Origin of the sequence: Tichowtungia aerotolerans, assembly GCF_009905215.1 — a bacterium.
GTDB lineage: Bacteria > Verrucomicrobiota > Kiritimatiellia > Kiritimatiellales > Tichowtungiaceae > Tichowtungia > Tichowtungia aerotolerans.
On sequence record NZ_CP047593.1, the window covers coordinates 3250932 to 3263517 of the forward strand.

Here is a 12586-nt window from a genome sequence, read left to right on the forward strand (position 1 = left end):
AGGTTAACTGGCAGGTCCGGTTGAGTTGGCAAGCAGGGTGCTGAATTCACCTTCAGAAATCAGTTCTTTTTCGCGGACCAGTTCCGCCAGTGTTTTGCCGCTGCGCAGCGATTCTTTGACCAGAACAGCAACCTGATCGTACCCCAGAACTGGATTGAGGATGGTCGGCAGACCTGCGCTGCGCTCAAAATATTTCCGGCATACATCTTCATTGGCGGTGATGCCGCTTACGCATTTCCGGTTTAGCGCAATGCAGGTCCGAATCAGAATCGTAATCGATTTCACGATATTGGTTCCGGTGACCGGCATATGAGTGTTCAGTTCCAGCTGGCCGGCGGCACAGGCGGCGGCAACGGCTGCGTCGTTGCCGATCACCTGCATGCAGGCCATGTTGGCGGCTTCGCAGATGCTCGGGTTGATTTTCCCCGGCATGATCGACGAGCCCGGCTCGACCGGCGGCAGATTGATTTCGCCGAGGCCGGTGTTGGGGCCGGAACTGAGCAGCCGCAGGTCGTTGACGATTTTATTCAGGTCAATTGCCAGCATTTTCAGTGCGCTGGAAAATGCCGCCATGTCCGTCAGGAACTGAGTGATTTCAATGCCGTTTTCAGCGACACGGTATTCCTGGCCGGTGGCCTGATTCAGAGCAGAAATCACTTTGCCGCGAAACGCGGCGGAGGTATTGACGCCGGTGCCGATCGCATTGCCGCCGACGCCGAGCTCCATCAGACTCATGCAGGCGAAGGCAATTCGTTTTTCCGCTTTGCGCAGGGCGTTGGCCCAGGCCGCAAATTCCTGACCGAGCGTGACCGGAACCGCGTCCTGAAGATGAGTACGGCCGCTTTTCCGAACCTTGGAAAATTCGTCGGCCTTTTTTTCCAAACCCTGGAAAAGTTCATCGAGTGCAGCCAGCAGCGTGCCGGTCAGGTCGACAGACACAACGCGGATGGCAGACGGGAAGATGTTGTTGGTGGACTGGCCTTTGTTAATGTCGTCATTCGGATGGACCGTCCGGTCGCCGAGTTTCCCTCCGAGCTCTTTGCCGGCGATGTTGGCAAGGACTTCGTTGACGTTCATGTTGCTCGACGTGCCGCTTCCGGCCTGAAAGACATCAATGGGAAACTGATCGTCGTATTTTCCGCTCAGCACATCGCCGCAGGCGTCGGCAATCGCTACGGCTTTTTCGACCGGCAGCAACCCGAGTTCGGCATTGGCGGCCGCGCAGGCCTGCTTCAGCTTGACCATGGCGTAAATCAGTTCGATAGGCAGCGGTTCGCCGGCAGAGTCAAAATTGGCCATGGAGCGCGCGGTATGGATGCCATAGAGCGCATCATCCGGCACATCGAGTTTTCCGAGGGAGTCTTGTTCTGTTCTCATACCGGACAGTTTTAACGATCCGCGCCGGGAAAGAACACGAAAAAGTTGAACGGATGAGATTCTTTTAGCGTTCGGTCAGCGCTTCATAGAGTCCGATCAGCAGAATGAATGCCCCGAAAGCTCCCAGAATAATCAGGGCAACAGGCGAAAAGTGCTGTTGAAAGAAGTGAAAGGCCATGTGGAACGTAAAGACATAGGTGATCAACAGGCCCATCTTTGATCCCCGGGCAAGCAGGCAGATGGTTGCAATGGCAAGAACGATGAGCACTTCCCAGATCGGGATTTCCAAGGTGTCAGCTTGTATTGCGTTGTAAAGCTTCGCCATTTTGTCCATGTGCTTACTCCTTTTGGTTTGCCAGCAGTTCGCCTGCGTGCTGCAGGGTCACGTTGGTTAAATCCTTTCCGCCGAGCATGCGCGCGACTTCTTCGGTACGCGCGGTGTCTTCGAGCAGGTTGATTTCCGTATAGGTGCGTTCATTGCGCACGCTTTTGGAGACGGCAAAATGGGTGCTTCCGCAGGCGGCGACCTGCGGCAGGTGGGTGATGGTGATCAGCTGATGCGTTTTGCCGACCTGCGCCAGTTTTTTGCCGACTGCGTTGGCAATTTCGCCGCCGACGTTGGCGTCGATCTCGTCAAAGACGAGCAGGGGAATGCGGTCGTGGCGGGCGAGTACGGCTTTAACGGCCAGCATGACGCGTGAGATTTCACCGCTCGACGCAATCATGCGCAGCGGGCGCATCGATTCGCCCGCATTGGGCGCAAAACCGAATTCGATTTCATCCATGCCCGACGCGGTCGGGTCGCATTCCATCAGCTGCACTTCAAAAAGTCCGTGTTCGAAGCCAAGATCGCGCAGCTCGGCGGTGATGGCGTCGGCCAGTTTGACGGCGGCTTTCTGTCGCCTGTTGCTCAGAGCTAATCCGGCCTGTTCGGTTTCGACGAGCGCGGCGGCGCGTTCTGCTTCGATTTCTGCCCGTTGCTCGTCGCGACTCTGGAGGTCGCGCAGTCGCTCTTTCCATGTGTCGAGCAGTTCGAGGATTTCGGAAACGGTCGGCGCGTACTTGCGTTTGAGACTGCGATAGAGGGCGACGCGCTCTTCGAGAAACTGCATGCGGTCCGGTCCGGCGGAGATATCGCTGCCGGTTTCCTGGATGATCGCCGAGATTTCCTGTGCGGTACGTAGAGCCCCTTCGAGCTCTTCGGCCCAGTTGGCGGCTTCGGGAATGTATTTTTCGAGTTGAGAGCAGGCGCGGCGGGCGGCGGAGAGTCCTTCGAAGGCGGAGTATTCGCCTTCGGTCAACCCGCCGGCAGCGGTCTGGGCCAGTTCGAGGATGTTCTGGGCGTTGGCGATCTGTTCGTGTTCCTGGCGGGTTTCCTCTTCGTCCTCTTCTGAAACCTTGGCGTCTTCGATTTCCTTGATGCGCCATGTGAGCAGGTCGATCTGTTCTTCGAGGTCGGAATTGTCGACATTGGCCAGTTCGCGGAGGCGGTTTTCCAAACCTTGGAAAACCCGGTATTTTTTACGGTAGTCGGCGCGTGCAGGTCCGAGCTCGCCGAATGCATCGAGAATATCCATCTGGGCGTCGGTTCGAAGCAGGGACTGGTGGTCGTAAGGGCCGTGCATATCGACGAGCACATCGCCGAGCGCTTTAAGAACGTTCAGTGTAACCGGCGAGTCGTTGACCCAGTTTTTGGAGCTGTTTTCGGTGATGGTGCGGCGGATGATCAGCTGTCCATCTTCGCAGGGGGCCATGCCTAGCTCGTCGAGCACCGCATCGACATCTTGGGGCCGGGCCAGTTCGAAACAGGCCTCGATGCCGCAGGAGCTTTCGCCGGTGCGGATCATACTTTTGTCGGCCCGGTCTCCGAGCAGCAGGCGCAAGGCCCCGATGAGCAGGGATTTTCCGGCTCCGGTTTCGCCGGTGATGACGTTGAGTCCCTTTTGAAATTCAATCGAAAGGGAATCGACCAGCGCAAGATTTCGAATGGTTAAGCGACTCAGCATGTTGCGGCGCATCATTTCAGTTTCCGGCATTTTCGACAAGTCTGTGATTTTCGAAAACGGTTCGGATTTTTCTGAATGATTACCATTTGGTAACCCTTTTTGACGTCTGAAAAGAATGGCTGGTATGTTTTGTCAGATTCTAAACGGAGGAGTTTTATGACCGATGAAAACAAAATGAAGGCCGGAGTGGCGCTGGCGCTGGGCGTGTTGGCAGAAGCGGAAGCGGATATTGTTTATTTTCAGCCGAATCTGGATGCGTCCGGCGAAGGATTGTTCGGAACGTCTATTAAAATCGATCCATTTAACCAGACGGCGGGTCTGTCGCCGGACGATGGTTCTCTTATGGTCAACTATTGGTGCTGGGGAATCTATCTGCAGGGATACGACCAAACCGATGAATCTGGGAATGTCGGCGAGTTTTTGTCTGCGGTCGTTTCACCAAACGACACGGTTTCTGCCGCAGATGATTTTACGGACTATTTCTGGACGTCGCAGCGGGAGGCCACTCCCGTAGAGTATTATTGGGGGTTCCGGGTTTCGAACACGAACAGTCCGACCGTGTATAATTACGGATATGTTCATCTCAGTGCGTATTATCAGGATAATATGTGCTATTTGACATTACATGATGCGGCTTATGAATCGGAAGCGGGAACGCCGATTACGGTCGGGGCCGTTCCCGAGCCGGCGACCGGGTCGTTAATCATAATGAGTATTTTGCTGATTGGCGTGTTCCGAAAGATTAAGTTCCGTATCTATGGGAATCGGTAATCAGAATCCTCTATGGAAACATGAAGGTTTCAGCTGTCCAGAAGAGGCTGCTGAAGCGTTTGCGCTTGAGTGCCAAAAGGAACCCGAAAATTCGGATGCTTTTTTCCGAATGGGAACGGCTTTGGAAGCCGCCGGAGAATTTGACGGCGCCATTCGTTCCTTTCAGCATGCGCGGCGGCTTTGTGCCGATCATGTGAGAGCCACGCTGGCTGGCTGCTATCTGCTGCTGCGGTTCAATCGTCAGGCGGATCTGAGAAACTGGATCAAGACCAGCCCGCTGTTGCAGTCGCATGCGGAAATACAGACCATTTATGCAGAGACCTACCTGAACTGCGGGGATTATGCCGAGTGCATTGCTTTCTTGGAAAAACGGCCCGAGCTGCTGCGCAATCCCAGAACTGCCGCCGTTCAGATCCGGGCGATGGTGTACGATCCGGCGGCGACTGCGGAAACGCTGTATAACGCGGCAACGCGCTGGGCGTCTATGCACGCCGCTGTTGAACCGCTGCCCTCCGTCATTCGGAAAGACGACCCGGGCCGCCGGCTGCGGGTCGGCTTTGTCGGAACGCGGATGAGTCTGCACAATTCCAGTACGCATTTGCTCAACCTGCTGCGGCACACGGATAAATCGCAGTTTGAGACTGCCATTTATTCGGACACTCCGGGTTGTGATACGCGTACCGATGAACTGCGGGCTGTCGCAGATCTGTGGCGCGATATTCATAAAAAAAGCGATCGGGAAGCTGCCGAACAGATCCGGACGGATGAGATCGACATTCTGATCGAGCTGCATGAATTTTCTAACGATGCGCGGCTTCAGATTTTTGCGTACAAACCGGCCCCGGTTCAGGTTCACTGGTATGCGAATGCAACAACAACCGGTATTTCCGGCATTGAATGGCGCATTACCAGTCGAACGGCCGATCCGCCGGAAAACGATGTTTTCAGCTCTGAAAAACCGCTCTATGTGTCCTCGTATTATCTGTATTCGCCATCTCCGATGGCGCAGAACACGAAATGGAACACCGCAACGCCGTCGCAGAAAAACGAGTATATCACATTCGGCGCAATTCATCACTTTGCAAAATACAATCCGCAGGTTCTTAACGCCTGGCGGCAGATTCTCGAACAGCTGCCGGAAGCGCGTCTTCTGATCGGGCGCAGCGACCTGCAGACAACGACGGCCCAATCCATGCTCCGGGAGTATTTCAAAAAGCATGGGATTGATCCGCAGCGGGTGGATCTGGAAGGCAATCCAGACAAAATCGCGTCCCTCGAAATCTTCAACCGTATCGATATTGTGCTCGATTCATTCCCCTTCAACGGAGCTGCCACAACCAGCGACACTCTTTGGATGGGTGTTCCGCTGATTACGCTGAAGGGAACGCGCACTGCATCGCGGCGCGCAGCGGAACAGCTGCAGCTTTGCGGCCATCCGGAGTGGATTGCCGAATCGGTTGATGAATACGTTGAAAAGGCCGTGGCGCTGGCCCGGGATTTCCAAGGTTTAGAAACAGCGCGCCGGAAGCTGCACGACGAGTTCGCTGCCTCGCCGATCTGCGATCATGCCTGCACTGCTTCACACATTTTTGCAGTGCTTCGCTTTGCGTGGTATCAAGCCAGTGAGAGATCATGAATCATGAATATTCTGGTTGTGGAAGATAATCTGGAAATGAGCCGCAGTATTGCCGACCTGTTGGGTATGGAGGGGCATACAGTTTTTGAGGCGCATACGTTTCAGGAGGCTCTGGCCAATGTGAAGCACAGTATCATGCTGGTACTGCTCGATGTGATGCTTCCTGACGGACGCGGGGAGCACTTGATTGGCCAACTGAAAAGCGAGGGGCGTAACCCGCATGTGATTATGTTGACCGCACTCTCGGATATGGCCAGCAAGCGGCTTTGCTACGAAGCAGGGGCAGATGATTATATCACCAAACCATTCGAGTTGATGGAGCTTCTCTTCAAGGTCAACGCGATTCAGCAGCGGGAGACATCCAATTCGTTCCTGAAAATCGGCGCGCTGAAAATCGATCGGGTTTCCGGGGAAATGCATTATGGGAAAAAGTATGTCGTACTTCCGCCCAGCCAATTCCGTTTGCTGGATGCGCTGTATCGGAAATACCTGCTCTCAGAGTCGCTGAACCCCGAAGAAATCGGCGCGCATGAATCCCGGATGGGAGTCGATGTCCGCCGACGGGTCCGTTCGCTGGTGACCCGGACCCGCAACAGCATTCGGGAAGTCGGATGTGAAAGCGTGAATATCCGGTCAAACTACGGTGAGGGCTATTCGTTGGAAATCCGCGGGTAAATCGGGATGAAGCGCAGTGAACCCATTCGGAACGTTGCGGTGAGTATCGGGTTTCTCGTGCTTTTCTTCGCAATTCCTATGCTTGTTTTCCGGGGTGTGCGGACTCTGGATTCCGCTGTGTCGAAGCGCGTTTCAGTCGCGGAAGAGCCGTTAACAATCGACTCCGATTTTGCAGACCGGCTGCATCCGCTGGTCTTGCCGAAAGTTCAGGAACAATCACTTTGTTTCAGTATCGCCAACCAGAGCGATGAAACCCTGGCTTTATCGATCGGGAACCTGTCTTTTCCGCATCAGGTTTTTGTAGATGGCAGGCTGTTATTTCAAAACCTGAATCCTGAAGCTCCGCAGTATGACGTTGCGATGCGATGCAAGGACATCCAGATTGCTCCGCATTCTCCACTGCTGCAATATTGTATTGAGGGGGCTGGCGTAAATGGAGTGAGGGCCTATTTAGGACGCAACGCAATTGTTCATTTGCAGCAGCGAGTCGCCGTAGAGTTGAACAGTTTTCTGTCGCTCGTGGTTCTGGCGCTGGGACTGCTGAACCTGATTGTTTCCGCTGTTCACCGGAACCTCAACCGGCTCAGTGGTGCAGTGCTGCTGGTTTTTATTTTCTGCGTGCTGAAAATCTCAGTCACGGACTCGTCGCCGATTGCCTCCATGATTTTTCCGGTTGCCGCAGAAACGTTTCCTATATGGGATTTTGCAACCACGTTCGGCTTTTCCCTTTCTCTGTTCCTGATTTATTCCCTGTTCTTCGATGTGCAGCCCCGCCGGGTTTTCTATCCCGCGCTCGGCGGCTACACCGTGATCATGCTGGTCAACTTTGCCGTCACCACTCTTTCGAAGGGCGAGGTAGTTCTGCTGCCGATTGTCCTTCTCTACCGCGTACTGCTCTTCGTCTGGATTCTCGGGTTTGCTGTACTGGCCCGCAAACCGTTCAGCAAAAGCATTTTCCTGATGCATGCGGTTTCGGACGGACTCATCATCTATTACGTCTATCTGCAAAGCCATCCTGAAGCCGCCAGTTCACTCGCGTTTTATGTGGACCTCGCATTCCTCGGTTTCTCCGTGCAGTTCCTGTTTGCCCTCATCCTGTTTTTCAGCCGCACCTTCATCCAGTCGCGGGACTACAACCGGCTGCTGATGCTGCGCGGGCTCGAACACGACCTGAAAATTCCGCTCTCCATCATCAAGCTCAACCACCAGATGATCCGGCGCTACAGTCTGCGGGATGACGATGAAAACGGCCTGCGGTTTTCGAGAGCGATCGACCGGGTGCTTTCTGACTTTGACGGAATGTTCCAGAATCTGCGATATCATTTGGAAAATCAGTCACCGGTGCGCAAAACCCGCACGGAGCTGTCAGTGCTTTTCCAGGCCTTGGAAGAAGACTTTCGGGCCGTCTGCTCCCTCCGGAACGCCGTGCTCGATGTGGAGGTTTCCGAGCCGTCACCGGTTGCCGCTATTGATCCCGATATCCTCAAGCGTATTCTCCACAACCTGCTCGACAATGCCTTCAAGCACACCACTGCCAGTCCGCGCGTTTCGCTGCATGCGAAAGAACGCTTCGGGAAAGTCGTCATCACCGTTCATGACAACGGCGAAGGAATGACCGACAGCGAATGCCGCAAATCGGTCCGGCTCTTTCATAAAGCCGATCCTGCCCGCGGCACGCCCGGCCTCGGCCTTGGCCTGCATGTCGTTCGTAACCTGATCCGCCGGAACTGCGGCACCATGGAAATCAAAAGCCGAAAAGGCGAGGGCACGACCATCACGGTTACGTTGTCGAATGCCTGACCCTTCATTTCATGGACCAGGACTTCCAACCATCGGAAAAATTCGGTAGAAATTTTCCAACCTTTGGAAAAACAGGAGTTTGGGGATGGCCGTAAGTTTGGCGGAATTGATTTTGATCGGGCTTTTGGCGGACTGGCTTTTTCGTAAATGCCGGCTGCCGGGACTGATTGGACTGCTGCTACTCGGAATCGTGGCTGGACCTTGTGTGCTGAATGTGCTGGCTCCCGATTTCCGGGCGATTTCCAAAGACCTGCGCCTGATGGCGCTGATTGTAATCCTGTTGCGCGCCGGATTTGAGTTGAGCCGCGACGCGCTGGAAAAAGCCGGCTGGCGGACCATTGCTCTGTCCTGTGTGCCGGGTATTTTTGAGGGCGTCACGATCACGTTGCTCGGTCCGCGTTTTCTGCCCCTGACCACGCTGGAAGCTGCCATGCTCGGGTTTATCATTGCAGCCGTGTCGCCAGCCGTCGTGGTTCCGCTGATGATTCGTTTTATCGAAGAAAAGCGCGGCGCCCAAAAAGCGATTCCAACGATGGTTCTTGCTGCTGCGTCTCTCGACGATGTTGTTGCGATTACCATTTTTACGGTTTTGTTGGGGCTGTACGGGGGGGAGTCCGTCCGTATCGGCAGTGCGCTGGGTGGGATTCCGGTGAGTATTCTGCTGGGGATTGGTGCCGGTTTGCTGACGGGCTGGATTCTTTTGAAGCTGTTTGAAAAGTTCAATCCGCGTGCCACGAAACGAACGTTGATTGTGGTCGGGGTTTCGATTCTTCTGGTTCGTGTTCAGCAGCTGCTGGATGGACATATTCCATTTGCCGCGCTGCTGGCCGTGATGGCGTTGGGATTCCTGATTCTGGAAAAACGGGAGCATATGGCGCACGAACTTTCCTCCAAGCTTGGGAAAATCTGGGTGTTTGCCTCGATCCTTCTTTTTACGCTGGTTGGCGCACAGGTTGATATTTCGGTGGCGGTTCAGGCCGGGCTGGCCGGGCTGGCGCTGATTGTTTGCGGAGTAATGATGCGCAGCGCCGGTGTTTTGCTGTGCCTTGCCGGCAGTTCTTTGACAACGGGCGAGCGCCTGTTTGTTACCGTTGCATACTGGCCGAAAGCCACTGTGCAGGCAGCCATCGGGGCGGTACCGCTGGGGTTGATGAGCCAGCTCGGCCGTAACCAGGCTCCCGGGGAGATTATTTTGGCCGTTGCTGTGATGAGCATTCTCTTTACCGCGCCGATCGGCGCCGCCGTTACCTCCTGGGCCGGACACCGCTTCCTGTCTGTCGATACGGATGAACACGCCGCCTTCGATGCCGCCCGCGAGAGTGAGGCCTGATGGAGGCCGGCTTAGACATGCCGGATTTTTGTTGACTCGAATTGTTAATTTTTGCATCAATAAATAATCAATTCGAATTCGGAGGGCTTCTGGAGATGGTATTGCAATGAAATTTATTTTACGGCTGTTTTTATGCATGGGAGCTCTGCGGGTTTCTGCTGGGGAACACAGCGTGGCGGCAGATTCTGTTGTGCGCATTCCTTACGCGCAGGATCTGAACGAGGAGATGCTCTATTACGTTTTTGAGTGGGGCGATGGAACGGTTGCTCCGAGTTCGATCAAGCGTTCCGGGATTCATGGTTTCATGGAGCATCAATATATGTCTCCCGGAACATATCAGGGGCGCTTCTGTGCTATCAGTGTCGGGGGGCAGCAAAGTGAGTGGACGCCGTTTGCGGTTGAGGTGACCGGAGCAGCACAGGAGTCCTCTCCTGTGATCGGTCGGTCCGGTGCGTGGTCCAGTGCTGTGCCGAAAGAATACTGGGAGCGTCAGGTCTGTGAGCTGAAGCTTGACGGCCTGTATGCGCTTGATCAGTTGCATATAAACTCAGCGACAAACTTCCCGTCGCATTTCCGAATCGAATATTCCATCAACGGCGGAAAAAACTGGTACAAACTCAATACAGCACAATGTTTCTTTTTTCCGAACATTGGAAAAAAGGATGCCGTGTTTTCATTTAACGGTGTGGTCGCCAATGCCGTGCGGCTGCTGACCACTCGTATGGAACCGGGCAAAGGGGTTTCTATCGGCGGAATGAAGCTGACGGGCAGCAAGGAGTTTCTTTTTGACTGCTCGGAGCGTGGAACGACCATTGCCGCACTGAATAACCTCTGGTACGCCTATGGAAGCGCCATTAATGAAGTGCATCTGGATTATGCCAGTTCGGGGCAGAGCAAACGGCCGTTCGAATGCGGTGTAAGCTATCTTGGGAATGCGGAATGGATGGCGTGGGATGCACTGGAATTCAGCTGGACTGACGCCGATGAACTGCAGGAGCTGCGCGATAAGTGGCTTGATTATCCCATGGATGAAGATGGATATGTCTGGGCCTGTCCGGGCGATCCGCGTCATTTGTTTCATAATCGTCATTACGACAACAATGCCACTTATATTAACGGTGTTGTCCATTACTTCCTGCAGACCGGCGATGATGATTTTATGAATCATATCTGTTCCGCAACAGAATTAACGAATCTGCACAAAGCCCGGCTGGCAATGCTTTATCAGCTGGAACAGCTAGGCGGCACCAACGGGGTGCTGACGATTCCTGATCCTGAAGTGCAGGGAACGGTTTCTTCGAAGTCAGGAAATTACTGGGATTATTATAAGTTCGGTCATCAGTCAGCTTTTGATAATGCAGAATTTTATCGCTCTCTGCTGAGTCTGGCAAAACTGGAACGACACTTTGAAAATGACGAAAAAGCTGCAGAATACGAAGCGTTGGCGGCGACGGTCAAAGAAACGTTCAACCAGCTGTTCTGGGACGAAGAGGCCGGGCGCTACGTCGGATGGATTGATGTTCATGGCGTCAAACACGATTTTGGGTTCACGTTTGTTAACCAGCATATTCTCAGTTGCGGGCTGGCGGACAAAAAACACGCACGTCGGGTGCTCGACTGGCTGGATGGCAAACGCATTGTGAAGGGAGACACTTCGGTCGGGAAAGATATTTATCATTTCGGTCTCGGAGCGCGTGCCAACACGGTGGATATGGCGACCGAACCGGGGCTGGTTGAAACGTGGGGCGGAGCTCTGGATCCGGATGAGGAGGGCAGGTACGGCCTTTCGATGCAGAACGGCGGATCCATTTTCTATACATCCTATTATGATCTGCATTCACGCCTGCGCTATGAAGGAATCGGTAATGCCATGAAGCGGCTGGACGGCATTGTGGATGAATTTGAAAAAGATGAACTGCGCCGTGTGCCGAGCAACCATGTCGGCCACACGCTGATTGCCGGTGTACTGCTCTGTTTCCCCGAGAGCGGGATTGTGCCTATGTTTTATGTGGATGGAATTATGGGGATTACCCCGGATTTCAACGGGTTGAAGATTCGGCCGAACCTGCCTTCTGACTGGGATTGGGCTTCTGTGAAAAGCTACTGGTTCCGAGGAAAAGAATATTCGATTCGCGCTGACCGGGCGGTGACACTGCCGCGGATCCAGAAGAATCAAATCACAGTGCCGGCTGACGGCACGTTTGTTCTGACGTCAGAGGGAATTGTTTCTGTTATGGAGGAACACTGATGCGTAAATTGTTTTTAATCGTTTTACTGACGACCGGATTCCTTTCTGCGGAAGAACTTCCTGTGTGGTTTGATACCTTTCAGGCTCCTCTTGAAAGCCAGTCGGGATGGCAGACATTTCGTGCGGCTTATGCCCTGGAATTTGGGGAAGACCATTCTCTGGCCGGGGACGGCTTTATGAAGGTGAAGGTGAAGTTCACCTCGCAGGTGCGTGAGGCGATCCTGATCTGGCGCTTTCCTGATGTCCAAATGAAAAAATTCCGGCTGCGGGTGAAGCTTCCGAAGGACGCCCAGGATGTGTTTTTGCGCATGGTGACAAATGATACCCAAGGTGATGCGGCATTCTTTAAGCCATGGGTCGACGGCAATACGACAGTGGAACTGCCGCTTAATACCGCGGAAGGGAAAAAGGTTCAAAAGGCATCGCCGTTGCCGACTGATAATTGGGTAACCTATGAAGTCACCATGCCGGACGATATTTTTGTTGAGCAGAAAAAACAGAAGTCGGGTCATCCGGTGGAGGACTTTGCTTTGATGAACACCGGCCGCGACTCCCTGAATCTCAGCGCGGAAAGCCGACCGGCTACGGAGGCGTTTTTTATTTCCTTTGTCGTTCCGGAATATTCACCGCTGTTCGGTCGGGAGCTTGAGTTTATGGTTGATTCCGCTGAGATATATTGATTTTTCCAATGTTTTGAACCGTTTGATTTAAAGATCTCTGGCTTCGAAGCAAAAGCGCTAAAA

General features: G+C 53.8%; 10 protein-coding genes. 7 read left to right on the forward strand and 3 right to left on the reverse strand.

The genetic code is table 11. The features are described 5' to 3' along the window. Nucleotides 1–3 precede the first annotated feature (3 nt). The 3 genes from GT409_RS13255 to recN form a co-directional block, all read right to left on the reverse strand. Complete coding sequence (locus tag GT409_RS13255) at nt 4–1377, reverse strand: aspartate ammonia-lyase (protein ID WP_160629543.1); 1374 nt, start codon at nt 1375–1377, stop codon at nt 4–6. A gap of 64 nt (nt 1378–1441) precedes the next feature. Next, complete coding sequence (locus GT409_RS13260) at nt 1442–1711, reverse strand: hypothetical protein (RefSeq protein WP_160629544.1); 270 nt, start codon at nt 1709–1711, stop codon at nt 1442–1444. Nucleotides 1712–1715: 4 nt separating this feature from the next. After that, a complete protein-coding gene (gene recN, locus GT409_RS13265; protein ID WP_160629545.1) occupies nt 1716–3398 on the reverse strand; it encodes a DNA repair protein RecN in 1683 nt (560 codons plus the stop codon). A gap of 141 nt (nt 3399–3539) precedes the next feature. Here recN and GT409_RS13270 point away from each other — a divergent pair, with 141 nt between their 5' ends. The 7 genes from GT409_RS13270 to GT409_RS13300 all read left to right on the forward strand — a co-directional run bounded on the left by GT409_RS13270 (nt 3540) and on the right by GT409_RS13300 (nt 12523). After that, nucleotides 3540–4154 (forward strand): hypothetical protein, encoded by a 615-nt coding sequence (locus GT409_RS13270; protein ID WP_160629546.1) that lies wholly within the window; start codon nt 3540–3542, stop codon nt 4152–4154. Further along, a complete protein-coding gene (locus GT409_RS13275) occupies nt 4141–5790 on the forward strand; it encodes an O-linked N-acetylglucosamine transferase, SPINDLY family protein (protein WP_160629547.1) in 1650 nt (549 codons plus the stop codon). Before GT409_RS13270 ends, GT409_RS13275 begins: the two co-directional genes overlap by 14 nt. Nucleotides 5791–5793: 3 nt before the next feature. Continuing rightward, nucleotides 5794–6465 carry a response regulator transcription factor gene (locus GT409_RS13280; protein WP_160629548.1) on the forward strand — a complete coding sequence of 224 codons (672 nt, stop codon included), beginning with the start codon at nt 5794–5796 and terminating at the stop codon, nt 6463–6465. Nucleotides 6466–6471: 6 nt separating this feature from the next. Beyond that, nucleotides 6472–8265: a sensor histidine kinase gene (locus GT409_RS13285; RefSeq protein ID WP_160629549.1), complete on the forward strand. Its 1794-nt coding sequence runs from the start codon at nt 6472–6474 to the stop codon at nt 8263–8265. Between the two features lie 85 nt (nt 8266–8350). After that, nucleotides 8351–9595, forward strand: coding sequence for a cation:proton antiporter domain-containing protein (locus GT409_RS13290; protein WP_160629550.1), 1245 nt, complete (start codon nt 8351–8353; stop codon nt 9593–9595). 106 nt (nt 9596–9701) lie between these two features. Beyond that, a complete protein-coding gene (locus GT409_RS13295; RefSeq protein ID WP_160629551.1) occupies nt 9702–11843 on the forward strand; it encodes a glucosidase family protein in 2142 nt (713 codons plus the stop codon). Then, a complete protein-coding gene (locus tag GT409_RS13300; protein WP_160629552.1) occupies nt 11843–12523 on the forward strand; it encodes a Rieske (2Fe-2S) protein in 681 nt (226 codons plus the stop codon). Before GT409_RS13295 ends, GT409_RS13300 begins: the two co-directional genes overlap by 1 nt. Nucleotides 12524–12586 lie beyond the last annotated feature (63 nt).